The organism is Hyphobacterium marinum (assembly GCF_036330325.1).
Lineage (GTDB): Bacteria > Pseudomonadota > Alphaproteobacteria > Caulobacterales > Maricaulaceae > Hyphobacterium > Hyphobacterium marinum.
Window position 1 is genome coordinate 78,562 of the sequence record NZ_JAZDRO010000003.1, and the last position, 26,139, is coordinate 104,700.

At 63.3% G+C, this 26,139-nt stretch carries 25 protein-coding genes and 3 tRNA genes; 11 read left to right on the forward strand and 17 right to left on the reverse strand.

The annotated features are described in order from the left end of the window. Nucleotides 1-12: 12 nt before the first annotated feature. On the reverse strand, nt 13-861 hold the full coding sequence (gene kdsA / locus V0U35_RS08060) for a 3-deoxy-8-phosphooctulonate synthase (RefSeq protein WP_330196183.1): 849 nt from the start codon (nt 859-861) through the stop codon (nt 13-15). 117 nt (nt 862-978) lie between these two features. Here kdsA and V0U35_RS08065 point away from each other — a divergent pair, with 117 nt between their 5' ends. The 4 genes from V0U35_RS08065 to V0U35_RS08080 are packed head-to-tail and all read left to right on the forward strand — an operon-like array spanning nt 979 to nt 5,846. Continuing rightward, a complete protein-coding gene (locus V0U35_RS08065) occupies nt 979-2,439 on the forward strand; it encodes a cryptochrome/photolyase family protein (protein ID WP_330196184.1) in 1,461 nt (486 codons plus the stop codon). Beyond that, nucleotides 2,436-3,797 (forward strand): NAD(P)/FAD-dependent oxidoreductase, encoded by a 1,362-nt coding sequence (locus V0U35_RS08070; RefSeq protein ID WP_330196186.1) that lies wholly within the window; start codon nt 2,436-2,438, stop codon nt 3,795-3,797. The genes V0U35_RS08065 and V0U35_RS08070 overlap by 4 nt, the downstream gene beginning before the upstream one ends. Before the next feature lie 2 nt (nt 3,798-3,799). Beyond that, a complete protein-coding gene (locus tag V0U35_RS08075; RefSeq protein ID WP_330196188.1) occupies nt 3,800-4,588 on the forward strand; it encodes a DUF1365 domain-containing protein in 789 nt (262 codons plus the stop codon). A gap of 10 nt (nt 4,589-4,598) precedes the next feature. Continuing rightward, nucleotides 4,599-5,846: a class I SAM-dependent methyltransferase gene (locus V0U35_RS08080; protein ID WP_330196189.1), complete on the forward strand. Its 1,248-nt coding sequence runs from the start codon at nt 4,599-4,601 to the stop codon at nt 5,844-5,846. On the opposite strand, the gene V0U35_RS08085 is transcribed toward V0U35_RS08080, so the two are convergent. Both V0U35_RS08085 and V0U35_RS08090 read right to left on the reverse strand, forming a co-directional pair. After that, nucleotides 5,843-6,505: a DUF6134 family protein gene (locus tag V0U35_RS08085; RefSeq protein ID WP_330196190.1), complete on the reverse strand. Its 663-nt coding sequence runs from the start codon at nt 6,503-6,505 to the stop codon at nt 5,843-5,845. The two genes, V0U35_RS08080 and V0U35_RS08085, sit on opposite strands and share 4 nt — an antisense overlap. 9 nt (nt 6,506-6,514) lie before the next feature. After that, nucleotides 6,515-7,135, reverse strand: a complete 621-nt coding sequence (locus V0U35_RS08090) for a cupin domain-containing protein (protein WP_330196191.1) — start codon at nt 7,133-7,135, stop codon at nt 6,515-6,517. A 143-nt stretch (nt 7,136-7,278) separates the two neighbouring features. Between V0U35_RS08090 and V0U35_RS08095 the strand changes: the two genes are divergently transcribed. After that, complete coding sequence (locus tag V0U35_RS08095) at nt 7,279-8,280, forward strand: cysteine synthase A (protein ID WP_330196192.1); 1,002 nt, start codon at nt 7,279-7,281, stop codon at nt 8,278-8,280. Continuing rightward, nucleotides 8,277-9,104 carry a sulfurtransferase gene (locus V0U35_RS08100; protein ID WP_330196193.1) on the forward strand — a complete coding sequence of 276 codons (828 nt, stop codon included), beginning with the start codon at nt 8,277-8,279 and terminating at the stop codon, nt 9,102-9,104. Before V0U35_RS08095 ends, V0U35_RS08100 begins: the two co-directional genes overlap by 4 nt. Here the strand turns inward: V0U35_RS08100 and V0U35_RS08105 are convergent. After that, on the reverse strand, nt 9,101-10,129 hold the full coding sequence (locus V0U35_RS08105; protein ID WP_373696396.1) for an amino acid ABC transporter substrate-binding protein: 1,029 nt from the start codon (nt 10,127-10,129) through the stop codon (nt 9,101-9,103). The genes V0U35_RS08100 and V0U35_RS08105 overlap by 4 nt on opposite strands. Nucleotides 10,130-10,221: 92 nt before the next feature. Between V0U35_RS08105 and metC the strand changes: the two genes are divergently transcribed. Then, entirely contained in the window at nt 10,222-11,367 is a 1,146-nt protein-coding gene (gene metC, locus V0U35_RS08110) for a cystathionine beta-lyase (protein WP_330196195.1), read from the forward strand. 1 nt (nt 11,368) lies between these two features. Here the strand turns inward: metC and V0U35_RS08115 are convergent. From V0U35_RS08115 to V0U35_RS08155, 9 genes are all read right to left on the reverse strand, one after another. Next, a tRNA-Arg gene (locus tag V0U35_RS08115) sits at nt 11,369-11,445 on the reverse strand. A gap of 35 nt (nt 11,446-11,480) precedes the next feature. Next, the gene (locus V0U35_RS08120) at nt 11,481-11,786 is read right to left on the reverse strand and encodes an ETC complex I subunit (RefSeq protein WP_330196196.1); all 306 of its coding nucleotides are present in this window, start codon (nt 11,784-11,786) and stop codon (nt 11,481-11,483) included. Between the two features lie 43 nt (nt 11,787-11,829). Beyond that, nucleotides 11,830-11,906: transfer RNA gene (locus V0U35_RS08125), tRNA-Pro, on the reverse strand. A gap of 66 nt (nt 11,907-11,972) precedes the next feature. Next, nucleotides 11,973-12,548, reverse strand: coding sequence for a DUF192 domain-containing protein (locus V0U35_RS08130; RefSeq protein WP_330196197.1), 576 nt, complete (start codon nt 12,546-12,548; stop codon nt 11,973-11,975). Nucleotides 12,549-12,604: 56 nt separating this feature from the next. Continuing rightward, complete coding sequence (locus tag V0U35_RS08135; RefSeq protein WP_330196198.1) at nt 12,605-13,132, reverse strand: cold shock domain-containing protein; 528 nt, start codon at nt 13,130-13,132, stop codon at nt 12,605-12,607. A 147-nt stretch (nt 13,133-13,279) separates the two neighbouring features. Further along, nucleotides 13,280-13,354 (reverse strand) — tRNA-Glu (locus tag V0U35_RS08140). A 67-nt stretch (nt 13,355-13,421) separates the two neighbouring features. After that, nucleotides 13,422-15,212: a single-stranded-DNA-specific exonuclease RecJ gene (gene recJ / locus V0U35_RS08145; protein WP_330196199.1), complete on the reverse strand. Its 1,791-nt coding sequence runs from the start codon at nt 15,210-15,212 to the stop codon at nt 13,422-13,424. Further along, a complete protein-coding gene (gene glpX, locus V0U35_RS08150) occupies nt 15,212-16,168 on the reverse strand; it encodes a class II fructose-bisphosphatase (protein ID WP_330196200.1) in 957 nt (318 codons plus the stop codon). Before glpX ends, recJ begins: the two co-directional genes overlap by 1 nt. 47 nt (nt 16,169-16,215) lie before the next feature. Beyond that, the gene (locus V0U35_RS08155; protein ID WP_330196201.1) at nt 16,216-16,542 is read right to left on the reverse strand and encodes a hypothetical protein; all 327 of its coding nucleotides are present in this window, start codon (nt 16,540-16,542) and stop codon (nt 16,216-16,218) included. A 102-nt stretch (nt 16,543-16,644) separates the two neighbouring features. On the opposite strand from V0U35_RS08155, the gene phaC reads away from it, so the two are divergent. Next, on the forward strand, nt 16,645-18,621 hold the full coding sequence (gene phaC, locus V0U35_RS08160) for a class I poly(R)-hydroxyalkanoic acid synthase (RefSeq protein WP_330196202.1): 1,977 nt from the start codon (nt 16,645-16,647) through the stop codon (nt 18,619-18,621). Between the two features lie 68 nt (nt 18,622-18,689). On the opposite strand, the gene V0U35_RS08165 is transcribed toward phaC, so the two are convergent. After that, nucleotides 18,690-20,312: an MBL fold metallo-hydrolase gene (locus V0U35_RS08165; RefSeq protein ID WP_330196203.1), complete on the reverse strand. Its 1,623-nt coding sequence runs from the start codon at nt 20,310-20,312 to the stop codon at nt 18,690-18,692. A gap of 178 nt (nt 20,313-20,490) precedes the next feature. Between V0U35_RS08165 and V0U35_RS08170 the strand changes: the two genes are divergently transcribed. Next, complete coding sequence (locus tag V0U35_RS08170) at nt 20,491-21,360, forward strand: helix-turn-helix transcriptional regulator (protein WP_330196204.1); 870 nt, start codon at nt 20,491-20,493, stop codon at nt 21,358-21,360. A gap of 60 nt (nt 21,361-21,420) precedes the next feature. Here V0U35_RS08170 and rpsI read toward each other — a convergent pair whose 3' ends face one another. Together rpsI and rplM are read right to left on the reverse strand one after the other, a co-directional pair. Continuing rightward, entirely contained in the window at nt 21,421-21,921 is a 501-nt protein-coding gene (gene rpsI, locus V0U35_RS08175) for a 30S ribosomal protein S9 (protein ID WP_373696390.1), read from the reverse strand. Further along, nucleotides 21,918-22,388, reverse strand: a complete 471-nt coding sequence (rplM, locus tag V0U35_RS08180) for a 50S ribosomal protein L13 (RefSeq protein ID WP_330196205.1) — start codon at nt 22,386-22,388, stop codon at nt 21,918-21,920. Before rplM ends, rpsI begins: the two co-directional genes overlap by 4 nt. A 218-nt stretch (nt 22,389-22,606) precedes the next feature. Here rplM and V0U35_RS08185 point away from each other — a divergent pair, with 218 nt between their 5' ends. Further along, nucleotides 22,607-24,034, forward strand: coding sequence for an alkaline phosphatase PhoX (locus tag V0U35_RS08185; protein ID WP_330196206.1), 1,428 nt, complete (start codon nt 22,607-22,609; stop codon nt 24,032-24,034). Next, nucleotides 24,007-25,026, forward strand: coding sequence for a hypothetical protein (locus V0U35_RS08190; protein ID WP_330196207.1), 1,020 nt, complete (start codon nt 24,007-24,009; stop codon nt 25,024-25,026). The genes V0U35_RS08185 and V0U35_RS08190 overlap by 28 nt, the downstream gene beginning before the upstream one ends. Here V0U35_RS08190 and V0U35_RS08195 read toward each other — a convergent pair. After that, on the reverse strand, nt 25,023-26,045 hold the full coding sequence (locus tag V0U35_RS08195; protein ID WP_330196208.1) for a COX15/CtaA family protein: 1,023 nt from the start codon (nt 26,043-26,045) through the stop codon (nt 25,023-25,025). The genes V0U35_RS08190 and V0U35_RS08195 overlap by 4 nt on opposite strands. Between the last annotated feature and the right edge of the window lie 94 nt (nt 26,046-26,139).

Consider the following 26,139-nt stretch of genomic DNA (forward strand, 5'->3'; position numbering starts at 1 on the left):
TCCACTCAGGGCTTACCAGCCCTTGGCCAGGGCATCGAATTCAAGCAGACGCGCCGCCAGCGCCTCGAACTGGTCGAGCGGCACCATGTTGGGCCCGTCCGACGGTGCATTATCCGGGTCGGGGTGGGTTTCCATGAAGACGGCGGCGACGCCGACCGCGACGGCGGCACGGGCCAGTGTCGGCACAAATTCGCGTTGACCGCCCGAGGTCGCACCCTGCCCGCCCGGCTGCTGGACCGAGTGGGTCGCATCGAACACGACCGGACAGCCGATCGAAGCAAGAATGGGCAATGAACGCATGTCGGAGACCAGCGTGTTATAGCCAAAGCTCGCACCGCGTTCGCAGGCCATCACATTCGCATTGCCCGCGCCGGTCAGCTTGGCGACGACATTTTTCATGTCCCAAGGCGCGAGGAACTGGCCCTTTTTCACATTGATGACGCAGCCGGTCTGCGCAGCAGCGACGAGAAGGTCGGTCTGCCGGCACAGGAAGGCCGGAATCTGGATGACATCGACCACCTTGCCGACCGGTCCGCATTGCTCGGCGGTATGCACATCGGTGAGCACCGGCAAGCCGGTCGTGGCGCGAACCTCTTCGAAGATCGGCATCGCCTCTTCAAGGCCCAGCCCGCGCTCGGACGAAAGACTGGTGCGGTTCGCCTTGTCATAGGACGTCTTGTAGATCAGCCCGACATCGAGCCGGTCGGCGATCTCTTTCAGCTGTCCGGCGACATCGAGCGCGTGTTCGCGGCTTTCCATGGCACATGGCCCGGCGATGAAGGTCAGTTTCCTGTCATTGCCGATCTCAAGCGGCCCGCGCCCATCACGGGCAATCGAGATAACGGAATTGGGCGCTGTCACGGGCAGTCTCCTTCACTGGGTTCGGACCGGCCCGCACAGAAAGACGCGGGCGGGCATGATCCGCCTGGGCCGCTCATACGTAATAAGCGCTGAAAAGAATAGAAGGCCCGATCACTTTTGTCCGCAGCCAACTCCAACTCTGCCGTTCCCGTCATCGTCTGGTTCCGCCAGGACTTGCGGCTGGCCGACAACCCGGCCCTCCACTATGCCGCGGATGCGGATCGCCCGGTCATCCCGGTCTATATCCTTGACGACGAGACGCCGGGTCACTGGGCGATGGGATCGGCCTCACGCTGGTGGCTGCACCATTCCCTGAAGGAACTCGGCAAAGCCCTTCGCGGTGCCGGAACGCCACTTGTTCTACGCCGGGGCAAGGCTGCCGACCTGCTGCCCAAGCTGATCGAGGAAACCGGTGCAGATCGCGTGGTCTGGAACCGCTGCTACGAACCGTATGCCCGCGAGCGCGATGAAAAGATCAAGTCGGCGCTGAACGATGCGGGTGTTCAGGTCAATTCCTTCAATGGCGGCCTCCTGGTCGAACCCTGGACGGTTGCGACCAAGGCAGGCGACCCCTTCCGGGTCTTCACACCGTTCTGGCGGGAGGCGCGCCAGCATCTCGGCCGTGTTGATCCCCTGCCAGCGCCACAGTCGCTCAGCGCTCCGGAAACAGCCATTGCCAGTGACCATCTGGCTGACTGGGGTCTGCTCCCCACCAAACCCGACTGGGCGGCCGGCTTCGAACCGGTCTGGATACCGGGCGAGGACGGCGCGCGAGACGCTGCAGGTGATTTCATCGATTCCCGGATCAACAGCTATGCCGACGATCGTGACCGCCCGGACCGCGACGGTACATCGCGCCTGTCCCCTCACCTCCATTTTGGAGAGATCAGCCCCCGTCAAATCTGGTCAGCGGTCTCCCATGCGTGTGACGGTGTGGGGCGGAAGGATCCCCAGAAATACCTTTCCGAGATTGGCTGGCGGGAATTCTCCCACAACCTCCTCTTCCACTTCCCCGATTTCCCTGAAGCGAACCATCAGGACAAGTTCAACAGCTTCCGCTGGCAGAATGACGACCAACGCTTCAAGGCCTGGTCGAAAGGCCAGACCGGCTATCCCTTCGTCGATGCCGGCATGCGTCAGCTGTGGCAAACGGGCTGGATGCACAACCGGGTGCGGATGGTCGCGGCGTCTTTTCTCGTCAAGCATCTGCTGATCGATTGGCGCAAGGGTCAGGATTGGTTCTGGGACACGCTGGTCGACGCCGACCTCGCCAACAATTCGGCCGGCTGGCAGTGGGTTGCCGGTACCGGGGCCGATGCCGCACCGTATTTCCGCATCTTCAATCCCTTCACCCAGGGCGAAAAATTCGACCCCGACGGGGAATATGTCCGCGAATTCGTTCCCGAGCTCGCCGCTCTGCCGGCGAAATGGATTCACCGTCCCTGGGAGGCCCCGGACTCCGTCCTCGACGAGGCCGGGGTCAGGCTCGGCACCGATTACCCCAAACCCATTGTCGATCATTCGGCGGCGCGCGAACGCGCCCTCGCCGCGTTCAAGGATTTGAAGTCAGCTGCATGACGATCACCCCCCTCTTCCCGCACCGGCGCAAGTCTGTTGCCGTCATTGGGGCTGGTATATCCGGTCTCGGTGCCGCCTGGGCGTTGCGCGATGTTCACGACGTGACGCTGTTTGAAAAGCGCGAGCGGCTGGGCGGGCACGCCAACACGGTCGACATCGACTATGATGGCAATCAGATTGCGGTCGACACCGGATTTATCGTCTATAATCCGCTGAACTATCCCAATCTGATCGCGCTGTTTGATCACCTCGGCGTCCCGTCAAAACAGACCGACATGAGTTTCGGCTTCTCGCTAGGCGGGGATGTCGAATGGTGCTCGAACGGGCTAGGCGGGATTTTCGCGCAAAAGCGCAATCTCGCACGGCCCTCCTTCATCGCCATGTTGCGTGATCTTCTGCGATTCAACCGTCAGGCACCCGCCGATCTCGAGGCCGGTCATCTGCGCGGCATCACGCTGGGGGCCTATCTGGCCTTGCGGGGGTTCAGTGACCGATTCCTGCGCAACTACCTCTTGCCCATGGGGGCAGCGATCTGGTCGGCAACCGAAGACGACATGCGCGACTATCCGGCAGAGAGCTTCATTCGCTTTTTCCGCAATCATCGCCTGATGCATCTCGATCGGCCGCAATGGCGCACCGTCGAAGGCGGCAGCCGAGCCTATGTCCAGCGCATCGCGGCTGATCTGGAAGGCCGGGTCCGCCTGGCCGATCCGGCGAAAGCGGTCCGGCGTGTTCCCGGTGGTGCTGAAGTACAGACAACCGACGGCTGGCAGCACTTCGACGAAGTCATACTCGCCTGCCACTCCGACCAGGCCCGCGCCCTCTTGACCGATATGGACGATGACGAGGCCGCGCTGCTCGGTGCCATCCGCTACAGCCCGAACACGGCAATTCTGCACCGTGACCCGTCACTCATGCCATCCCGACGCGCCGCCCATGCGGCCTGGAACTATGTCCGCGATGACGCGGGAAGCGCGCCGTGTGTCACCTATGACATGAACCGGCTGCAGGGGATCGACCGGCGCTATCGGCTCTACGTAACGCTCAACCCGGACCGGAAACCCGACCCGTCACTGACCTTTGGAGAATTCCAGTACGACCATCCCCAGTTCACCACAGCCGCCATGGCCGCACAGCGGACCTTCAACCGCATTCAGGGGCCGCGCCAAACCTGGTTTGCCGGAGCCTGGCTTGGCTATGGGTTTCACGAGGACGGGCTGCGCAGCGGGCTCCGTATCGCCCTGCGCCTCGGCGGACGCATTCCCTGGGACTTCGCCGAAGGCGATGTTGATGGCGGGCAATGGGGTTCACGTCAGACGGAAACCGCCCTGCCAGCGGCCCGGACGGCGGCAGAATAGGCATGGACGCGCTCTCCATTTTTACCGGACAAACCCTGCACAAACGGACCAAACCGTTCGTCCACGCCTTCAGTTACCGGTTGGCATTCGTGCGTATCGATCTTGGGCGGCTGGACGATGCCGGCCGTGCCTCACGCCTGTTTTCCGTGGGCCGGTTCAACCTGTTCTCCGTCCATCCACGCGATCACGGCGCACGGGACGGCAGCGACCTGGCGTCTTGGGCCCGCGAAAAACTGGCTGAAGCCGGTTTGATGTTGCCCGATACCGCGCGCGTCACCCTGCTCTGCCAACCCCGTGTGCTGGGTTACCAGTTCAATCCCATTTCCGTGTTCGAAGCGCGCGACGAAGACGGGCATTTGCTGGGGGCGATCTATGAGGTCCACAACACGTTCGGCGACGTCCATGCCTATGTCGCGCCCTTTGGATCCAAGGGGCCAGCGACCCACGCGGCCAACAAGAGGTTTCACGTCTCGCCCTTCTTCGATGTTAGTGGCCGGTACCGCTTTGCCCTGAACAGCGCAGATCGCCGCTTCCGCCTGTCCATCGTGAAGAGTGGTGCCGCCGGCCCTGACTTCTCTGCATCCATGGCGATGACAGGCAAGGCGGCCACCACGGCGGGCTTCCTGCGCCTGTTCGCAGCCCAGCCCTTCTCCACCTTCAAAACAATCGCCGCGATCCACCTCGAAGCCGTGAAACTCTGGCTCAAGGGCGGGCGTTACCATCAGCGTCCGGCACCGCCAGAACCAGCGGTCACGCGTGTTCATCTTGGCCCGAAACCCATTTCATCATAAGGTTGAACCCATGACCGACACAGGTCTCACCGCGACAGACAGCGCTCCGGTACTCGCGACGAAGGAGACGCTCACTGGCCTGCGCGGCATACCCGCCGCCGCAAAACTGGGCCTCAGACTGCTGTTGAAGCTCCGCAAGGGCCGGCTCGACCTGACGACGCCCGACAGTCAGACGCTGCGGTTTGAAGGCCGGGAACCCGGCGTTAACGCCGCCATCATCGTCAAGGATTTCCGCTTCGTGGGCCGGGCCGTCGCCGGGGGCGATATCGGGTTCGGTGAAAGCTACATGGATGGCGACTGGGACACGCCCGATCTTGCCAAGCTGCTGGAACTTTTCGCGTCCAATCTCGACGCCATGCAGTCCCTCACCCAGGGCGGACCCGTAACCCGCTTCTTTCACTGGATCTACCACCGCCTCCGCCCGAACACACGGGCCGGGGCGAAACGCAATATCAGCGCCCACTACGATCTCGGCAACGATTTCTACGCGCTTTGGCTCGACCCCTCGATGACCTATTCCTCCGCGCGCTTCACCAGCCCGGGACAGTCGCTGGAGGACGCGCAGCGCGAGAAGTACGCGGCCCTGGCCCGCTCGATTGATCTTCAGCCCGGCCATCATGTGCTGGAAATCGGCTGTGGCTGGGGCGGTTTTGCAGAATACGCGGCGCGCGATATCGGCGCGAAAGTGACCTGCCTGACGTTGTCGAAGGAACAACGCGACTATGCCGTTGAGCGCATGGAGCGCCTCCAGCTTGGAGACAAGGTCGATATCAAGCTGCAGGACTATCGCGACGAGACCGGCAGGTATGACCGCGTCGCCTCCATCGAGATGTTCGAGGCGGTTGGCGAGGAGTACTGGCCCTCCTTTTTCGACAAGGTGGCCCAGTGCCTCCAGCCGGGCGGCAAGGCCGGCCTGCAAATCATCTCAATCCGCGATGACGTGTTCGAAAGCTACCGCAAGCGCGCCGACTTCATCCAGCGCTACATTTTCCCGGGCGGCATCCTGCCGAGCGTGGAGCGTCTGAAAGGCGAGTTTGATCGCGCCGGACTGACCCTCAAATCAATGGAATCCTTCGCCCGGGATTACGCCGATACGCTGGCGCAATGGGCGAGGTCATTCTCCGGGGCCTGGGACGACATCAAGGCCCAAGGGTTTGATGAACGTTTCCGTCGCATGTGGCTGTTCTATCTGGCCTATTGCGAAGCCGGATTCCGCACCGAACGGGTCAGCGTCGCCCAGTACGCACTGTCGCGCTAAGCCTCCACCCGGACATATTCAACCTGCTCGCCCCGGGCCTCGAACGCACATTTAAGCCATTCGCCGTCCGGCGCGTACCACAGGTCCACGGTCAGGCTGCCCGACAATCGGATGCGCCGGGCCTCGATGCGTTCGCCCATCACCGTCAGGGTTTCCGTGCCAAGGTCTTCGATCTCGACCGGCATGGCCTCGCCTGTTTCGGTGTTGAAGATCGTGTCCGAGACCACGTCATAGCCATTCCAGTGGCTTGATAGCGCCAGCGTCAGCGGCAGTGTGTTGGTCAGCGGGTCGCCATCATACCCGGTACCGTCAATTGTCCAGCTGTTTCCATTGCGCTCGGCGGTCACGGTCAGGTCTTCTCCATCCTTGCGGGTCTCGGACCGGAAGGCGACGAGTTCGCCATTTTGCCACGTCTCGATCGCGTCATGTTCGTAGCGGAAGACGGTCAAGGGGCCGAAAACGACACGCAGATCGATATCCGTCGTTACGTCGAGCCTGTCGCCCCGGCGGTCGAAGCGGATGATGTGAGTCCCGAGATCGCGGCCGCCGCGCAGCACGTCGAAGGCTATGACACTATCGCCAGCCGGGGCATTGTTGGCCTCGGCGGGCAGCGCGGCCAGCGTCAGCGGGATCAGCGCGGATATCAGCGTACGGCTCATTATTCACTCCTATCTCAGGATTCGTTCCACCAGCGCCATGAACGGATTGGAAAACCGGTAGCCACCGATCGATACCGTGACGCACAAGCAGCTCTCGCCCGGCAGGCTGATAGGTTTGTGCCGGTATCCATCACGGGCGTAGGCCATGTCCCCGCGATGATAGATGCCCGCCTGGTCGAAAAAGCCACCGTCGAGCACCAGCGTGAATTCCTCGCCCCGGTGGTCGTGCGCAGGGATCCCCGATCCGGCATCGAGCGCAAACAGGCGGGCATCGACCCCGGGTTCGCACCAGGCGTCGATGCGCCGCGCCCGGACACCACCGAGCCGGCTGCGCCATGGAATGTGGTGTTCGGAGAATCCCTGCCGGACCAAGGGTGACGGGAAAACTCTATCCTGAACCCTGTCTTCAGCCACGACCCCCGACAGGTCTGCACGAGGCATCGGCAAGTCCCCCACCGGTTCGCCGCCCGCGTCTTCCAGCATCAAGGCTCCGAGCAGATCGAGCGACTCGGCTGTTTCACGGGCTTCCGGGTTCAGTTCGACCAGGCAGGCAAACAACCCCCGCACGGCGCGCGGAGCAGCTCCGCTGGCTGCGTCGATCCACCAATGGGCAGGCGGCTCGCCCTGCATGTCAGGCCTACTCCGTTGCAATCATCTGCCTGTCTTTACGTTCCGGTGCGTCAATCGGATCAATTCCGGCGCGCCAGGCGGTTGCGGCGGGGAAGCGCGCTCCCTAGCTTTGCGGACAGGCCCGCCCGTTATGGAGATCTGCCATGGTTGCCGCGCAAAGCGTCATCGACCTGATCGGCAACACGCCGCTCGTCCGCCTGAACAAGGCATCGCAAGAGACCGGGTGCGAAATCCTGGGCAAGGCGGAATTTCTCAACCCGGGCGGGTCAATCAAGGACCGTGCGGCGCTGGGGATTATCCGGGCCGCCGAGCGGGATGGCCGGCTGAAACCGGGCGGCACAATCGTGGAAGGCACCGCAGGTAATACCGGGATTGGCCTGGCACTGGTTGGAGCCGCCCTGGGCTACCGCGTGGTAATCGTCTTCCCCCGGACCCAGTCGAAAGAGAAGAAGGATGCGATCCGCCTGCTCGGTGCCGAACTGGTCGAGGTCGATGCCGTCCCCTACGCCAACCCCAATCACTATGCCCGGTATTCGGGCCGCCTGGCCGAGGAGCTGAACGCGACCGAACCGAATGGCGCGATCTGGGCCAACCAGTTCGACAACACTGACAACCGGCAAGCACATTACGACACGACCGCGCCGGAAATCTGGCGCGATCTCAATGGCGATGTCGACGGCTTCATCTGCTCGGTCGGCTCCGGCGGCACACTGGGCGGGGTGTCGATGTGGATGAAGGAACAGGCGAAACACGTGACCATCGGCCTCGCCGATCCAGGCGGCGCGGCGCTATACGGCTACTATGCCGAAGGCGAGCTGTGTTCCTCTGGCAATTCAATTACCGAAGGCATCGGCCAGAGCCGCGTCACCGGCAATCTCGAAGATGTCGTCGTCGACAAGGCTTATCGCATCCCGGACGAGGAAGCCCTGCCCATCCTCTTTGATCTGGTCCAGGAAGAAGGCCTGTGCCTGGGTGGTTCTGCGGGCGTCAACATTGCCGGGGCCATCCGCATGGCCAAGGACATGGGGCCGGGCCACACCATCGTGACGCTGCTTTGCGATCATGGCAGCCGCTACCAGTCCAAGCTCTACAATCCCGATTTCCTGAAGGAAAAGGGCCTGCCCATCCCGTCCTGGCTCGCATGAGTCACGATCCGCTCATCAGCGCCAACAAGGCGATTGCGCTTCTGGAAAACGGCACAGCGCAGTTCATCGACGCGACCTGGACCTTCGAGGGCGGACCACAGCCGAAGACTGATGCTGTCATACCGGGCGCAATCCCGTTCGATATCGACATGGTGAAGGATCCAACGAACCCCCTTCCCCACATGCTTCCAACGCCAGAAGATTTTGCAGGACATCTCGCCCGTCTCGGCATTGATCCGTCCCGGCCCCAGGTGATCTATGACCGGATCGGCCTGTTCAGCGCACCCCGTGTCTGGTGGATGTTCCGGGCCATGGGGATCGACACGCGGATCCTCGATGGCGGCATGCCGGCCTGGCTTGCGGCAGGTAGAGCCCAAGGCATTACGGTACACGCGAACAACAGCGCCCGGTCACCGGAAACTGCCTTTCGGCCCGCACTCAAAGCCGATTTCGAGAGTGTAAATGCAGCGATCGACACCGGCTCGGCCCAGATTGTCGATGTCCGGCCAGCAACCCGGTTTTCCGGAGAGACACCGGAACCCCGGGCGGGACTGGCCTGTGGTCACATGCCCGGAGCGATCAGCGCGCCTTTCACCGAGTTGATCAACCCGGACTGGACGATGAAGTCCCTGGTCGAACTGAAAGACATCTTCAAGGGCCGAGGTGTCGATCTGGCGCGTCCGATCATCACCAGTTGCGGGTCGGGCGTGACCGCCTGTATTACGGCGCTCGCCCTAGCACGCCTCGGAATCGAAGCAGCCGTCTATGACGGCTCGTGGGTGGAATGGGGCTCCCGCCCTGGCGCAAGGATTGAACGCGGCTAGCGGAAGGGTGGGGCATAGAGGAGCCCGCCTTCAGTCCATTGCGCATTCAGGCCGCGCTGGAGGCCCAGGCGCGAATTCGCACCGAGATTGCGCTCGAAGATTTCCGCGTAATTGCCGACGGTTCCGATCATGGTCCGGGCGTAGGTATTCTCCAAACCCAATCGCTCCCCGAATCCGTCCGACACGCCGAGCAGGCGCTGGACTTCCGGATTTGTACTGGTTCGGGCCCGAACGTCGACATTCTGAGACGTCACGCCCAGCTCCTCGGCGGCGATCAGCGTGTTGAGGATCCAGCGCGCCGTGTCGGCAAAGGCGGCGTCCCCTTCCCGGATGACAGGGCCAAGCGGCTCCTTGGAAATCACGTCGGGCAAAAGAATATGGTTTTCCGGATCGGCCAGGCTGACCCGCAAACCCGCCAGTGATGACAGGTCATTCGTATAGACGTCACATGCGCCGTTCTCGTAACCGGCCAATCCTTCGAGCGCGGTCTCGTAGGCGATGACGTCCATGGCCAGGTTGTTGGTCTCGATATAATCGACGAGGTTGAGTTCGCTGGTCGTTGCGGCCTGCACGCAGACCCGCGCTCCGTCGAGATCCCGGGCGCTGGTCACACCCAGATCGGCCGGAGCCATGAACCCCTGGCCGTCATAATAGGCAATGCCGGCAAAATCGAAGCCGCGACCGACATCGCGGGCAAAGGTCCAGCTGGTATTCCGGATCAGGATGTCGATATCGTCATTGTCGAGCGCATCGAACCGCTCGCTGGTTGTCAGCGGCACGAATCGAACCGCATTCGCCCGCCCCAGAAGAGCCGCCGCATAGGCGCGGCACAGATCGACGTCGAAGCCCTGCCACGCGCCATTCTCACCTTGCTCGGCAAATCCAGTCAGCCCGACATCCACGCCGCAACGCAGATAGCCGCGCGTCTCGATCCCGCGCATCGTCACGCCGGAATTGGCCACTTCCGCGGAATCGACCGCCAGTCCCGCGATTGCGCCAATGGCGAACGAGACCGCCCGGCGCAAACGGCCACGGAAAATCAGGGAGACTGGCGTCACGGCAGCTTGACCCTTAAAGGCTTGTGTCGGCAGGCACGATACAGAGGAGCGGCCCGGAAATGAAGCGCGATACCCGACTGACGAGGACAGGACGCAGCCAGGCCCGCGATGGCCTGGTCAATCCGCCGGTCGCGCGCGGCTCGACGGTTCTCGCCGGAACAGCGGCCGAGCTCTACAATCCGCCAGCCGGGCGCACGCATTATGGCCGTTTCGGCCTGTCCGCCCAGAGCGCGCTGCGCGATGCGCTCTGCGAGCTTTCCGGTGCTGACTATTGCGCGCTGACGCCGTCTGGCCTCTCCAGCCTCGTCCTGCCGCTGCTGGCGCTGGCCAAGAACGGCGGCCGCGTCCTCGCCGCCGATTGCATTTATGGCCCCACGCGGCGATTTCTGGACGAGGGCCTGACGCGATACGGCGTCACCGTGGAGTATGTCGATCCGCGTATCGGGTCAGGCATTGCAGAGCGGCTCGATGACACCGTGGTGGCGGTCCTTCTGGAATCGCCCGGATCGCTGACCTTCGAGCTTCAGGACATTCCTGCCATCTCGAAAGCCGCGCATGGTGCCGGAGCTGTGGTTCTTGTCGACGATACCTGGAGTGCAAACTGGTTGATGAAGCCGCTTGATCTGGGTGCCGACATCGCCTGCCAGGCACTGACCAAATATGCTGGCGGGCATTCCGACCTCCTGCTCGGGGCCGCGCTCGGGCGCGGTGAGGCCGCCGACAAGCTGAAATGGGCCGAGACCGTTTATGGCTGGCACGCCTCGCCGGACGATTGCTGGCTGGCCTTGAGGGGCCTCAGAACGCTCGGCCTCCGGATCGAGCGCAGCGGCGCAAGCGGACTGGACATTTCCCGCTGGCTGGAAAACCGGCCAGAAGTCGGAACCGTGATCCATCCCGCCCTGCCTTCACACCCCGATCACGCGATTTTCAAGCGTGATTTTTCCGGCAGTTGCGGCGTCTTCGCCTTCACCCTGCCCGGCTATGACCGCAAGCGGTCCGAGGCCTTCCTCGACACGCTCGAACTCTTCGGTCTTGGCTTTTCCTGGGGCGGATATGAGAGCCTCGCCATTCACTGTGACCCGCAGTTGAAGCGCGTGGCGTCACAGCGCCATGACGGCGCGCTGATCCGCCTCGCCATCGGGCTGGAAGACCCCGAGGACCTGATTGCGGATCTGGGGAAGGGATTTGCCGCGACAGCGGGATAAATGGCGCTTCCGGCAGGACTCGAACCTGCAACCATCCGCTTAGAAGGCGGGCGCTCTATCCAGTTGAGCTACGGAAGCTGATGCCCTGCGCTGACGCAGGCGCGAAGCCCGGGTCAGTGTGACCACGGTTCCTTGCGGCCCGGCGCAAAATTCGCCGCATAGGATTTTTCCCGGCGCATCGGCTCGGTCTTCTCTGTCACCTGGAAGGCGATGCCATGCTTGCGCGCATAGGCAATGGCCGCTTCCTTGGTATCGAATTTCAGCCGCACCTGCCCGTTGGTGTCGGTCGAAGACGTCCAGCCCATGAGCGGATCGGGCCGGCGCGCCGTTGCCGGATCGAAATCCAGAAGCCAGACACGTGTCTTGGCCCGGCCGGACTGCATCACATTGCGCGACGGTCTGTAGATTTTCGCGAACATGGCCCTCGCCCCTTCTCGCCGTTCCTGTACTCGTCCGGTCCCATGGTCGGGGCGGCAAGATTCGAACTTGCGACCCTCTGCTCCCAAAGCAGATGCGCTACCAGGCTGCGCTACGCCCCGCCAACGGGAAGCCGTGTTTAGTCAGCCCGTTCCGCGCACGCAAGCGGCAAGCCCGCCTGCACGCCTCTATTCCTCGCCGCCGCTGTCACCTTCAGCAGAGTCATCCACCGTTTCCGCCTCGACCATTTCTTCGTCTGCCATCGCATCGGCATTGCCGAATATCCGGTGGCGCACGGTGTCGCCCGGGCGGATCCCGGCCTCGCGCGACAGGCCCCCACGGACTTCCAGCGCTGCAAGCACTGGGAATTCGGATGGCAGCGTACGCAGGGAATAGGGTTGAGCATTGGCAAAGATTTTCAGGATCTCGCCATCGCTGTCGACATAGATGATGTCGAGCGGAATCTCGGTGTTGCGCATCCACATCGAGACCTGCTGGGGCTGGCCGTAGTCAAACAGCATGCCTTCACTGTCGCCCAGTTCGGAACGGAACATCAGCCCGCGCGCGCGTTCGTCATCCTCGTCGGCGAGCAGTACCGAGAATTCGAGAACCCCGTCACCGGTGACGACTGACAGGGCTTCGGGCGCGCCGAAATCAATAACGGTCTCGGAATTCGCCGGATCGCCGGCGGGCGCGTCGGAAAGCTGGGCGGCTGCCGGTGCGGTGAGCAGCAGAGCCAGCGAAAGAAGAGCAAAACGTGACATGGCGCGCACGCTAGCCGCGCCGTTTGAAACGCGCAATCTCCCCGGTGCGGCTTTGATCAGTGCGCCGCCTGTGCCGGCCGGATTTCTGCGGCCAACAACCCGCGCGGCCCGTCCGTGCAGCGCGCCTGCAGGGCTTCGCCGGGATGGATCTCGTCCATGCCTGCCCGGTGCAGCGTTACCGCATGGACAAAGACATCGCCGTCCACACCGTCACAGGTCAGAAAACCGTAGCCCTTGCCCGCATCGAACCATTTGACGACCGCCGGGCGCAGGCTTTCGGCCCGGTCGGGCTGGGGATGGAAGCGCCGCGGACGCGGCTCTGCCGCCATGCCGCCCGACATTTCCAGCACTTCGACGGCCTGCCGGCCCTTGGCTCCGGCCATCGCCAGACAGGTGACGCTGGCCCCCTCGGCCGCATAGCCATGTCCGGATAGGCGCAGACAGCTGGCATGCAATAACACGTCGCCCCCGCCGTCACTGGTTTCAAGAAAGCCGTATCCGCGCGCGGGATCGTACCATTTGACCACGCCCGTGACCCGGAAAGGTCCGGATAGGCTGGTCGATTCGGACTCGTCGCCTCGCATGTTTCACCCCTACTCAAACAACCCAGAGGGGAAATCTTAACACAAATTCACGAATGTGGAGAAAAAACGACGTGTCCGGACAGACGAACGTGCCGGTCCGGCTCGGCGAACAGCCGTCAAATTACTGGTTTTCAAGGAAAGATCGCGTGGCAGGCCCTAGGGGAATCGAACCCCTCTTTCCAGGTTGAAAACCTGGCGTCCTAACCGATAGACGAAGGGCCCGCAGTCGCGAGGTGCGGACGTATATAGCGCGTTTGCCGGGTACGCAAGAACCCTTTCGGCAAGATTGTCAGTCCGCCGGAGCGAGGTCTTCCAGGTGAAAGTCCACACGCCGCCGCCCGCGCCATTCGTCGAGCTTCAGCCGCCCCGCAGCATGCCAGACCGGGCCCTCGCCGCCCAGCAATGCCTCGCCAAGCGGGCCGTCTGCTGCGCGGAAGGCAATACCGCCAATCCGCTCGCCGGTCGGCGCAGCCAGGCTGAAACGGACATGGGCACCGCCGACACGCTCGGCATAGACGACACGCACATCATTCAGGACGAATCGCGGCTCGCCATTGCCCTGACCGAAGGGTCCGGCGGCCATCAACTTGGTCACGAGCGCTTCGGTCGCGCCCGCCGGTGACAGGACGCCATCGATCTTCAGCGCCATCGCATCTCCGGCGGCAGCGAATTGGTCAGCCAGCGCGCCCTGCAGGAATTCGGTCAGCGCCGGAATATCGGCCTCAGCCACGGTCAGCCCGCCAGCCATGGCGTGACCGCCGCCCGATGGCAGCAGGCCCGCCCGCTTCGCATCTCCAATGGCCGTCCCCAGATCGACACCCGGTACTGACCGGCCCGAACCCTTGCCAACCCCTTCACTGACGCCGATGACGATGGCCGGGCGGCCATAGCGTTCCTTCACCCGGCCCGCGACGACACCGATGACGCCGGGATGCCAGTCCGGCCCGTGCGCGATCAGCACCGGCACATCCCGGTTCATGCTTTCGATCTGGGCACAGGCGGCATCGAGGACTTCGGCCTCGATTTCGCGGCGTTCCTTGTTGAGCAGGTCCAGCTCTGCGGCGATTTCGGCGGCTTCCGCCGGGTCATCGGTCGACAGGAGCCTTGCCCCCAGATCAGCGCGCCCCACGCGGCCACCGGCATTGATGCGCGGCCCGAGCAGAAAACCGGCGTGATAGGTCCCCGGTGTTGTCTCGACCCCGGCCACGTCCGCGAGTGCCTTCAGTCCCGTATTGGCCCACCCGCCCATGCGTTTGAGGCCCTGCGCGACAATGGCGCGGTTGACGGTGGTCAGCGGCACCACGTCGCAGACAGTCCCAAGGGCGGCGAGATCGATGAAATCAAAGAGATCGGGCTCAGGCGTGTCGCCAAAGACACCGCGCCGGCGCCCTTCCCGGTTCAGTGCAGCCAGCAGGACGAAGGTCACGCCCGCCGCGGCCATGTGGCCACATCCCGATTTGTCATCCGCGCGATTTGGATTGACCACCGCCTTGGCGGGCGGCAATTCCGCCCCCATCAAATGGTGATCGACGACCACGACGTCGAGGCCGATATCGCGTGCGGCTTCCAGTGCTTCGCCAGCCGCTGCACCACAATCGACGGTGATCACCAGGTCTGCGCCACGCGATTTGAGGACTTCAAACGCTTCCTTGGAGGGACCATAGCCTTCGGCAATACGGTCAGGCACATAGAGATCGAGCCGACGCCCGAGCGTGCGGAAATAGCGGATCAGCTGGGCCGCAGAAGTGCCACCATCGACGTCATAGTCTGCAAACACGGCCAAGGCCTGCCCGGCCTCGACCGCATCCCAGATCGCAGCAGCGGCCGCATCCATGTCGGCAAAGGATGACGGATCGGGAAACCAGTCGCGCAGTTTCGGATCGAGATGCCGCTCGGCATCATCGGCACTGATCCCGCGGGACACCAGCAGACGTGCCAGAAGGTCCGGAATATCGGCCGCACGCGCCATGTCGGCGACGGCGGCGTCATCGGCCTCGCGCAGCCGCCAAGCCTTGCCCGTGACCGATTGATCCACGCCGAGGAAGGGCGGAGCTGGGGAGGTATCCGTTGCCGCGGCCATTACCCCTGCGGGCGGCGCGAGCGCAGGTGCCGCACCGATTTGTCAGCCGACTGCATGATGACCGTATTGGTCACGACCATACCACCCGAATGGCGCACGCCGTGGACCATCGTGCCATCGGTCACGCCCGCCGCGATGAAGGCACAATCCTTCGAGGCCAGCTCGGTCAGGTCGTACTTGCGATCCAGATCGGTGATGCCGGTCTTGGCGGCGCGGCCGCGTTCATCGTCATTGCGGAAGAAGAGCCGTCCCTGCATCTGGCCACCGACACAGCGCAGCGCGGACGCCGCCAGCACGCCCTCGGGCGCGCCACCCTGACCGATATAGAGATCGACGCCGCTGGAGCGTTCTGTGGTCGAGATCACACCGGCGACATCGCCATCGGGGATAAGGATGACTTTCGCGCCGAGCGCGCGCAGCGCATCCATGATGTACTGGTGGCGTTCGCGCTCCAGCACACAGACCGTCACCTCGGACGGCTTGACCTTCTTCGCCTTGGCGATGGCTTCGACATTCTCGGTTACGGACTTGTCGAGATCGATCGTCCCGGCCGGCAGGCCCGGCCCGGTCGCGATCTTGTCCATGTAGGTGTCGGGCGCATGAAGCAGGCCACCACGCGGGCTGATCGCCAGAACGGCCAGTGCATTGGCCATGCCCTTCGCGGTCAGAGAGGTCCCTTCCAGCGGATCAAGCGCGATGTCGATTTCCGGGCCTTCGCCGGTGCCAACTTCCTCGCCGATATAAAGCATGGGCGCTTCATCGCGCTCGCCCTCGCCAATGACGATCCGGCCGCGCATGTCCATCGAGTTCAGCCCGTTGCGCAGCGCGTCGACTGCGGCCTGATCTGCAGCCTCCTTGTCACCGCGACCAACCCAGGCGGCAGCGGCTATGGCGGCGTCCTCGGCGGCCCGGGCCGCATCGAAAACCAGGCGTTGGATGTTACGGGCGTCACTCATGCATCAGGCTCCAGCGAGGAATGGCGTCAGAAAAGGGTTGGGCCGGATCAGTCCGGACGGGCGGGCGGATTGGCGCGCTCGCGCGCGGCCTCCGCGTAGGAATCGGTGTCGTAATCGGTTTCGGCAGAGGCGCGGTCGTCGTTGCGAATGGCATCACCCGCCGCCAGCGTGGCGGCCTGTGATGCGGCGCGCGCGGCCTCTTCTTCGGGCGTGATGACAAGTGCCGGAATTGTATCGGGCGCTTCGGTCGCCTGCTCTTCCCCGGCAACGCGGGCATCATACCAGCGCGGATCCTCGGCCGGACCGCCCGGCAGGTCCGGCACGGCGCAGGCCGCAGCAAAAACCGGCAGCAGGATTGCGAAAATTCGGGCCATGAGTCGGTCTCCTGCGCTTGGAGGCGCGCCGGGCTATGTATACGCTCAAGAGCGCCGCTGTCACCCGTTCGATGCCAGCCGATCCAAGGAGACGCCGACGTCATGGCCGAGACGCCCAAACGCCCCCGCAAGACCAAAGCCGCGACAAAGCCAAAACCGGCAGCCGCACAGAAGACGTCGGCGGCAAAGAAGACTGCGCCCCGCAAGGCGGCGGCAAAGAAGCCCGCTCCGAAGCCCGCGGCCGCGAAAGCTGCACCAAAACCTACGCCAGGTGCGCAGCAGGACTGGACGGCGATGTCGGCTCCGGACCTCGAGACACTCGATCACATCTCGCGCAATCTGATGCAGGCCTCGCTGAACTCGCAAAAGCTGATGTCGGACGTGATGCGCCAGGCGCTCGCCGGCGATCCGATGATGCCGCAGACCGAGCAGGCCAATAACGCGCCCGAATTCGGCGCGGTCTGGACCGAGATCCTGACCCACCCGGAAAAACTGATGGATGCCCAGGCCGGGCTGATGCGAGGCTATCTCGATCTGTGGTCCTCCACCACGCGCAAGGTCGTCGCCGGGGAGGCCGAGGAAGTCGTCACCCCGGATCCGGGTGACAAGCGCTGGCGCAGCGAGGACTGGTCGAAACACCCGCTGTTTGACGCGATCAAGCAGTCCTACCTGCTCAATCAGAATTTCCTGATGGGGTTGGTGAAGAATGTCGACGGCGTCGACCCGGTTGCCAAGCGAAAGGTCGAATTCCTGACCAAGCAGATGGTCGACGCGATGGCCCCGACCAATTTCGCGCTGACCAACCCCGATGTCCTGCGCGAGACGCTGCAGACCAAGGGTGAGAACCTCTCCAAGGGCCTGGCGAACCTGACCCGGGACCTTGAACGCGGCGGCGGGCGGCTGGCCCTCTCACAGACCGATTTGGAAGGGTTCAAGATCGGCACTGACATCGCCACAACGCCCGGCAAGGTCGTCTTCCGCAACGAACTGATCGAACTCATCCAGTATGAACCGACGACCGAAACGGTGAAGAAGCGCCCGCTCCTGATCGCGCCGCCCTGGATCAACAAATACTACATTCTCGACATGCGCCAGAAGAACTCGATGGTGCGCTGGCTGACGCAGCAAGGCTTCACCGTCTTCCTGATCTCCTGGGTCAATCCCGATCCGAGCCTGAAGGACAAGACGTTCGGCGACTATATTGAAACGGGCCTCTTTTCCGCACTCGACGCGATCGAGGAAGCCACCGGCGAAACCAGCGTCAACGCGGTGGGATACTGTATCGGGGGCACCATGCTCGCATCCGCCCTCGCCCTATTGGCCGCGAAAGGCGAGGAAGGCCGCATCGCCTCGGCGACATTCTTCGCCGCGCAAACCGATTTCGAACTCGCTGGCGATCTCTTGCTCTTCGTGGATGACGCCTGGATGGCCGAGATCGAGCGGCTGATGGACGCGCAAGGCGGCGTGCTCGACGGGCGCACCATGTCCGACACGTTCAACATGCTGCGGTCCAACGACCTCGTCTGGTCCTTCGTGGTGTCGAACTACCTCCTTGGCCGCCAGCCGCAGGCCTTTGACCTGCTGTTCTGGAATGCCGATCAGACGCGCATGCCCAAGGCCCTGCACCTCTGGTATCTCGACACGATGTACCGCAAGAACCGCCTGTCGAAAGGCGAGGTCGAGATCGGCGGTCACACGCTCGATCTCGGCAAGGTCACCGTCCCGATCTACATGCAAGCGAGCCGCGAAGACCACATCGCGCCCTTCCCGTCCGTCTATCGCGGCGCGCAGAAATTCGGCGGGCCGGTCAACTTCATGCTGGCCGGGTCCGGCCATATCGCGGGGGTCATCAACCACCCCGAAGCGAAGAAATACCAGCACTGGGTCAACACCGATCTACCCGACACCGTTAAGGCCTGGCTTGAAAGCGCCGAGGAGCATCCCGGCTCGTGGTGGGAGAACTGGCGCGACTGGCTCTATGAGCGCTCCGGCAAGGACGTCCCGGCCCGCACACCCGGTGATGGCAAACTCAAACCCCTGTGCGACGCACCGGGGACTTATGTACTGGTGAAGAGCTAGAGGCCATAGAAAACAGGCGGCCCTCCCCTCCAAGGCCGCCCGCTTCCTCCCTCCGATAGGGTCCGCGCCTAGTTCGTGGTGCGCGCGCCGTGGCGGATTTCAAGGTCCGGGTCGCTGGTCGTGTTGTCATTGAGACCGTAGCGCTCGAACCAGGTCAGAACCGGCATTGCCTCATTGTCCGGCAGCGTCGTGAAGGTCCGTTCGGTCGCCAGCATCTGGCGCCATTCGGCCAGCGAATACGGCACGCCGTGGACATTCACATACTCGTTGACCGCACCCATCTCGCCAGCCGCCTGACGGTCGCGCACCCACTGGTCGAGGTGAAGCGCGGCATAAGGCGCACCCTGACGCACAATGCCGGGCTCGGGCTGGATCCATCCGATCACCGTGTCGCCCGAGAAGAGAATCCCTGAGCCCGCGACATAGCCGACCAGCATGTTCTCGGTGTGCGGGGCGTCGGCATAGACGTGAACGTCAAACCGGTTGGTCTCGTCAGTGAAGGTCCGCACCGGTCCGTCGATATATTCGAACGTGGCGTCTGTGACTGGGCCATGCGCGCCCCAGGTCCGGTTCAGAAGCTCGCGGATATAGGCTTCCTTGTCGCGGGTCGTCAGGATCGTCGCGCCGATCCGGGCGTAGTAGTGCACCGCGATCAGGTGGTCGTCGTGATAATGCGTGGGGATGATGTAGCGCAGCGGCTTGCCATTCATGTACGGCTGCATCGCCGCATGCGTGTTTTCCGCATAGCTGGGGAAACCGCCCGTCTCCATGGCAACGAAATAATCGTCGAACTCGACATAGAGGATCTGTGTCTCGCCATTCCCTGCGGCGTACACGCCATCGGCGACCTCACGCACACCGATTTCCATCTGGCCGCTATAGGCGTCGGTATTGGCCACTTCGACAAAGTTGTCCGGGATCTCCATGTGGCGGCCGATATCAGTGTTGAACCGTATGGTCGGCAGGGAGAGGTCGTAATAAGGCAGCCCCTCCACCCACATCAGATAACGCTGGGGCACCATGATACCGCCAACGTCGGTGTAATTGTCATAGACACGACGGTAATCGACCTCCCGGCCGACCATGTGATTGGCCGCGCTGTATTCAACGGAATCGATGAGGAAGGTCTCCGGGTTGATATACATCGTCGATCCCTCGTCATAGACGAGCGTGAGGTAGTCCATGCCCGAACGCGTCTCGCTGCCGATCGACGAAACACGTGACGTATCCTCCAGCAGGGACTGGACGAAATAGACCGGAAAACGCACCCGGACCGATCCCATCGTGCTGTTGTAGCCGTGGAATGTCCCGCTTTCGTAGATCCGGGCGATGGTATTGAGGTGCCAGTCAGTGTCACCATCAATGATCGAGCGGTAGCCCATGGTCAGTCCGCCCGGCCACGCGGAGAGCACATCGCGGGCCGCGCGCGGGTTCTCGAAGTCAATTGCCGTGTACTGCCGGATCGGGATGAGGTCCCAGGGCGGTTCGGTATGGCGGCTCTGAAAGCGTCCGTGGAAATAGCCCACGGTTTCGAACTCAAGCGAATGGATACCGTCCACCGCGCCACCGCCATGGGCATCATACATCCGGGTCAGGAGCGTTTCAGCCGTCCAGTCCTGCGTCTGGGCCATGGTGGCGGACGATGCGCCAGCAAGCAGAAGTGCAGCAAACAGGGTCGAGCGTGTGATCATGTGACCAGCCTTTCCAGAGGGTCGTCAGACAAGGGTGGCGGTCAGATTGGGCATGAGCGGCCAGGTACCGCTTGAATGATCGAAGCAGGGGCATGACGGTTTCTCCACGTGACGAGGATTTAATCTAGCCCCGGCCCCGCACCCGTCATGATGACCCCTGGAGAAGGCGGGAGGGGTCATGACCCTTTGTACGCACGAACACAGCGCAGCCGGTGAACCCCATCGGCACCGGCTGCTGACCGATGGCGAATACCTGGGGCGGGTGCCAGCGGCTCGAACCGGCTGTGGATACAGCCTGTCGATTGTTACCCATGCTCGCAGCGGCGACTTGCCCAGTCATGCCCACGACCGGGCCTTCATCTGCCGTTTGCTGACGGGCGGATACGTCTCGCGCACCCGTGACAGCGAGATGGAATTCAGCCCCGGCGAAGCGGCCTTTCATCCCGAATGGTTCGAGCATTCGGACGCCATCCTGAGCCCGAAAGCCGCATTTTTCGGCATTCAGCTCGACCTTGAGCGGATCGCGGATGGACCGGTCACACGGGGCATGTCCGCGCTCAGCGCCCTGCCCTCACTCGACCAGAGACACGCAATCGACCGGTTGGCATGCGCCTTCCTGGCCAGCGATGACGAGTTGGTCATCGACAGCCTGTTGTACGAGACTGTCGCAGCGGCTTTCCCCGATCGCGCCCGCGCCACCGACAGCCCCGGCTGGGTCCCGGGGGTAGCCGACCGTCTGACAGAGGAAAGCCATTCGGTCCTCTCCCTTGTCGAACTGGCGGCCGAGGCCGGTGTGCATGCCACGACGCTAACGCGGCACTTCCGGAACGCCATGGGCTGCAGCATCGGCGAGTTTCGTCAGCGCGTGCGGGCTCACAAGGCATTGTGCCGCCTTCTCGACGGGCGCGACGCCATCAGCAGTATCTGCCTGGATGAAGGCTATTCCGACCAGGCCCATCTGACCCGCGAATTCGGCAAGCTGTTTGGCCTTCCACCGGGACGTTTTCGCGATATTGCGGCCCGGCATGACATCGCGAACCGGCACTGAAACGAAAACGGGCGGCCCCAAGGGACCGCCCGCTCGATAGTCTGGAATGCAATAGCTCGCTTAGCGCTTCGAGAACTGGAAGCTGCGGCGAGCTTTCTTGCGGCCATACTTCTTCCGCTCGACCGTCCGGCTGTCGCGGGTGAGGAAGCCTTCGGCCTTCAGCGCCTTGCGCAGTTCGGGCTCGTAATAGGTCAAAGCCTTGGAAATGCCGTGGCGGACCGCACCGGCCTGGCCGGAGAGACCCCCGCCCTTCACCGTGGCGATGACATCATAACCATCAACGCGGCCGGCGATTTCGAACGGCTGGCGCAGCATCATGCGCAGCACCGGACGGGCGAAGTAGATTTCCTGGTCGCGGCCATTGACGGTGACCTTGCCGTTGCCCGGCTTGATCCAGACGCGCGCAATGGCGTCCTTCCGCTTGCCAGTCGCATAAGCGCGGCCGTGCTGGTCGATCTTCGGTTCGGGAAGCGCCTCTTCGGCGACCGCTTCGGCGATCGGCGAGTCCGCGCCTTTCAGCGCGTCCTTGAGGTCTTCGAGTGAGCGCGTTTGTTCGGTCATGATTCGCTCCGCGCGTTCTTGCGGTTCATCGCCTTGAAGTCGACGGTTTCCGGCTGCTGGGCTTCATGGGGGTGCTCGGTGCCGGCATAGACACGGAGCTTGGAGAATTGCGCGCGGGACAGCGGGCTGTCCTTCGGCATCATGCGCTGGACGGCCAGCTCTACGACGCGCTCGGGGTGTTTGCCCTCGAGGATTTTCGCCGGAGATGTCTCCTTGATACCGCCCGGGTGTCCGGTGTGGCGGTAATAGCGCTTGTCTTTCATCTTCACGCCGGTGAAGCGGACCTTGTCGGCGTTGATGACAACGACATGGTCGCCCACATCAACGTGCGGGGTGTAGTCCGGGCGGTGTTTGCCGCGAAGGCGGGTCGCGACGAACGCAGCCAGACGACCGACGACGGCGTCTTCCGCGTCGACGACAATCCAGTTCTTCGTCACTTCCGCCGGCTTTGCGGAGAAGGTCTTCATGGGTTCAGGTCTCGTCTTTTGTGGCTTGTGCCAGAAATTCGATGCGCGTCCCTAAGCCCGGAATACACTTTCGTCAACAGACCGTCTGAAATTCTATGCAGAAAGAGTGACTTATAATGACGGTAACTGAATACCGCTTTCGTGAATTGTCCATGACAGGGTCGCGAGATCGCACATCATCGCCTATGAGATTACCCGGATTACCGGAGCCTATCCCCATGTCATTTTCCCGCCGTTCTTTCCTGCGCAGCGCTGCGGCGACATCCGCCGCTCTTGCCTGCCTCCCCGCCCTCTCGGCCTGTAGCCCGCGCCGGTTCAATGGCAACTACACCAGCCAGGTGGACGGGTACGGCCCGCTTTATCGCGACAGCAACGGTCTGCTCGACCTGCCGCGGGGTTTCAATTACCGAATCATCTCCGAGACCGGCCGGGAAATGAGCGACGGGCTGCTGACCCCCGGCGACTTCGATGGTATGGCCGCCTTCCCGAACGCGGATGGGAAAATCGTCCTGATCCGCAATCACGAACTCCGCCCCGGCCAGGAAGACGTGTCGGCTTTCGGGATCAACGCCGAGCGCCTTGACCGGATCGACCGGTCGCGGGTCTGGGACTTCCAGCCGGACGGCTCGCCGCAATTGGGCGGCACCACCCATGTCATCCTCAATCCGGACACGCTTCGGGTGGAACGCGAATTCATGTCGCTGGCCGGGACTTATGACAATTGTGCGGGCGGGCCGACGCCCTGGGGCAGTTGGCTGTCCTGCGAGGAAACGATCGAACGCGCTGGGGAAGCGGTGACACGCGACCACGGCTATGTTTTCGAGGTCCCGGTCGAGGCGGACGGTCTGATCGAGCCGGTCCCGCTTCGTGGCATGGGCCGGTTCAAGCACGAGGCCGCTGCTGTCGACCCCGGCACGGGCATCGTCTACCAGACCGAGGACTGGCCCGGTCACCCCAACATGTTCTACCGCTTCATTCCCGACCACCCGGACGAACTCTGGCGCGGTGGCCGGTTGCAGGGGTTGGCCGTGCGCGGTCAGCCCGGCATGGATCTGCGCAACTGGGAAAACAGCGAGCGTGTCATGCCTGGCACAATCCTGGATGTCGACTGGATGGATCTTGACGAGATCGACAACCCGGACGGTGATATCGCCGCCCGTTCCATCGACCAGGGTGCGGCGCATTTCACGCGGGGCGAAGGCTGCTGGTATGGCGGCGAAGGCGCGATCTATTTCACCTGCACAGATGGCGGCCCGCTGCATGCCGGCCAGATCTGGCGCTATCGGCCCAGCCCCGCCGAGGGCACGCCCGCAGAGCGGTCCCAGCCCGGCCAGCTTGAACTGTTTGTCGAGAGTGAGGACACCGAAGTCATCCAGTGGGTGGACAACATCACCTTTGCGCCCTGGGGCGATCTGATCGTTGCTGAAGACGGCCCCGACCATCAATACATTCGCGGCGTGACGCCGGAGGGACGTGTCTATACCATCGCCCACAACGCCGATGGCGGTGACGACAACAGTTTCAAAGAGTTTTGCGGCCTATGTTTCTCTCCCGATGGATCAACCCTCTTCGTGAACGTTCAGTCGAGACCGGGGCGGACCTTCGCCATTCGCGGTCCGTGGGATCAGCGCTCGCTGCGGGCCTGATCGGGGCGGCGCTGGCCGGTTGCCAGCCGGCCGCAGACGAGACACCTGCTGAAGAGGTGGGTGACACCGCCAACGGTGCGGCCATCGCCGACATCACGGTGACAGCCGCGTTCGAGCCGGTCGAGGGCGGTGTTCTTGCCGTCGATTTCGTACCGGACACGAATACGCCGTGGGCGGGCCTCATCGTCACTGCGCCGCGCGATGGCGGTCTCGATTTCTACAACGCCGACGGTGAAAGTGTGACCCGCGTGACCGGATCGCGGCTGACCAGCCTCGCCGTGGCACCGAATTTCGCCCTGCGCGGCGAAGCCCTGCCGCTCATCCTTGGCGTCGATACACAATCGGGGGGCGTCCGGGGTTATGTCCTGTTGCGCAGTGGACCCGATGCGATCGAAGCGCCGCTCTCCCCCATCGTCCTGGACGGTGGCGCGGCCGCGCTGTGTTTTGTTCGCGAAGGGGCCGGCTTCGTTGAAATCGCGGTTTTAGGCCGCGAGGCGGTCGCGGAAGTCTGGCGGATTTCCGATAATGGCGGCGATCTGATCGGCGCGGAACGGGTCCGCGCCATCCGTCTGGACGGACCGGCCCGGACCTGTGCCTCCATGGATGGTGCGCTGTTCGTCAGTGGCCCGACCACAAGTATCACGCGAATCGAATCCGGTTCGGGAACCGGGGTTCAGGCGGGGTATAACGCGCTCAGCCTTGCCGCAGGCGTCATCGCCGGGCGGCCTGTCCTGCTCGCGTCCAATGGCGAGGACGACACGTTGCGCAGCTTTGACGCGCGGACACTGCAGCCGCTGGCACCGGTGCGCATCATTGATGGCTTATCGACACCCGGCATCGACCGACCGGGGGCACTCGCGATTTCCGAGGTGTCCTTTGGCGGCGCGTCATATCAGTCCGGCCTGATTGCCGCGGTCGACGAGGCTGACGGACGTGTCCGCGTCGTGGCGCGCGAATCCTTCGCCCGCGACCTGACACTCGCGACGAACTAGGCCGCCACCCGCAAACGCCGGGTCGTGACACCGGCCATGAGGAAGAGCGCAATGGCTCCGCCCTGGTGCAACAGCGAGAGCCAAAGCGGCGCGCTAGCCAGCAGCGCCGCGATCCCCAGAACGATCTGGAGCCCGACCAGCATGGCGAGGCCATGCGCACTCTTGCGCAATTCCGGCCGTCCCGTCCGGCGCAGGGCCATGACGAAAACGACTGTCAGGACTGCAATCAGATAGGCCGTCCAGCGGTGGTGCATCTGGACCGCCGGCAGGCTTTCAAACGCCGCCTGGAACCAGCTCATGCCCGAGAGATAGCCTTCGGGGATAATCCGCCCGTCCATGCCCGGCCAGGTGTTGAAGATGCGCCCGGCATCCAGCCCGGCAACGAAGGCCCCGAGCGCGATCTGGATCAGGACAAGACACCAGAAACCGAGCGCCCATCCCGTCAGGCGATGCCCGTTAGCCGGCGTCGGGCCGTTGCGGGCTTCCAGCGCTAGCCAGAGCGTCACGCCGAGGATGACGAAAGCGAGACTGAGATGAGCGGCCAGCCGGTACTGGCTGACATCGACCCGGTCGACGAGGCCGGACGCGACCATCCACCAGCCGACAAAGCCTTGCAGCCCGCCCAGGAAAAGCAGGCCGACCAGGCGCGGCTTCAATCGCTGCGGGATCTGCTTGCGCACCCAGAACACGACCAGCGGCAAAAAGAAGACGAGGCCGATCATCCGGCCCAGGAAACGGTGCCCCCATTCCCACCAGTAGATGAACTCGAATTCGGCCAGCGACATGCCGCGGTTCTGGAGCTGGTATTCCGGGCTGGCGCGATAGAGGTCGAACTCGGCCTGCCAGGCCTCTTGAGACAGCGGCGGGATGGCACCCGTCACGGGTTTCCACTCGGTGATCGACAGACCGGAATCGGTCAACCGGGTCGCCCCGCCCACGAGGATCATCGCGCACACCATGGCGCCGACGACGACAAGCCACCAGAATACCGGCTTGCTGGTTTGCGGGGCTGTGGTCATGGCGGTCTCCGGCGAGTTCGCCATCCACCTAGCCGACTGGCCGGCAAAGGCAAGGGTAGTGCGCCATCGCGCCGCGCCGGGTCTCCATGCATCC

Coding starts and splice junctions, on each gene's coding strand:
- V0U35_RS08070 (WP_330196186.1), top strand. CDS start 2,436: ATGACGATCACCCCCCTCTTCCCGCACCGGCGCAAGTCTGTTGCCGTC.
- V0U35_RS08075 (WP_330196188.1), top strand. CDS start 3,800: ATGGACGCGCTCTCCATTTTTACCGGACAAACCCTGCACAAACGGACC.
- V0U35_RS08080 (WP_330196189.1), top strand. CDS start 4,599: ATGACCGACACAGGTCTCACCGCGACAGACAGCGCTCCGGTACTCGCG.
- V0U35_RS08085 (WP_330196190.1), bottom strand. CDS start 6,505: ATGAGCCGTACGCTGATATCCGCGCTGATCCCGCTGACGCTGGCCGCG.
- V0U35_RS08090 (WP_330196191.1), bottom strand. CDS start 7,135: ATGCAGGGCGAGCCGCCTGCCCATTGGTGGATCGACGCAGCCAGCGGA.
- V0U35_RS08095 (WP_330196192.1), top strand. CDS start 7,279: ATGGTTGCCGCGCAAAGCGTCATCGACCTGATCGGCAACACGCCGCTC.
- V0U35_RS08100 (WP_330196193.1), top strand. CDS start 8,277: ATGAGTCACGATCCGCTCATCAGCGCCAACAAGGCGATTGCGCTTCTG.
- metC (WP_330196195.1), top strand. CDS start 10,222: ATGAAGCGCGATACCCGACTGACGAGGACAGGACGCAGCCAGGCCCGC.
- V0U35_RS08120 (WP_330196196.1), bottom strand. CDS start 11,786: ATGTTCGCGAAAATCTACAGACCGTCGCGCAATGTGATGCAGTCCGGC.
- V0U35_RS08130 (WP_330196197.1), bottom strand. CDS start 12,548: ATGTCACGTTTTGCTCTTCTTTCGCTGGCTCTGCTGCTCACCGCACCG.
- V0U35_RS08135 (WP_330196198.1), bottom strand. CDS start 13,132: ATGCGAGGCGACGAGTCCGAATCGACCAGCCTATCCGGACCTTTCCGG.
- recJ (WP_330196199.1), bottom strand. CDS start 15,212: ATGGCCGCGGCAACGGATACCTCCCCAGCTCCGCCCTTCCTCGGCGTG.
- glpX (WP_330196200.1), bottom strand. CDS start 16,168: ATGAGTGACGCCCGTAACATCCAACGCCTGGTTTTCGATGCGGCCCGG.
- V0U35_RS08155 (WP_330196201.1), bottom strand. CDS start 16,542: ATGGCCCGAATTTTCGCAATCCTGCTGCCGGTTTTTGCTGCGGCCTGC.
- phaC (WP_330196202.1), top strand. CDS start 16,645: ATGGCCGAGACGCCCAAACGCCCCCGCAAGACCAAAGCCGCGACAAAG.
- V0U35_RS08165 (WP_330196203.1), bottom strand. CDS start 20,312: ATGATCACACGCTCGACCCTGTTTGCTGCACTTCTGCTTGCTGGCGCA.
- V0U35_RS08170 (WP_330196204.1), top strand. CDS start 20,491: ATGACCCTTTGTACGCACGAACACAGCGCAGCCGGTGAACCCCATCGG.
- rpsI (WP_373696390.1), bottom strand. CDS start 21,921: ATGACCGAACAAACGCGCTCACTCGAAGACCTCAAGGACGCGCTGAAA.
- rplM (WP_330196205.1), bottom strand. CDS start 22,388: ATGAAGACCTTCTCCGCAAAGCCGGCGGAAGTGACGAAGAACTGGATT.
- V0U35_RS08185 (WP_330196206.1), top strand. CDS start 22,607: ATGTCATTTTCCCGCCGTTCTTTCCTGCGCAGCGCTGCGGCGACATCC.
- V0U35_RS08195 (WP_330196208.1), bottom strand. CDS start 26,045: ATGACCACAGCCCCGCAAACCAGCAAGCCGGTATTCTGGTGGCTTGTC.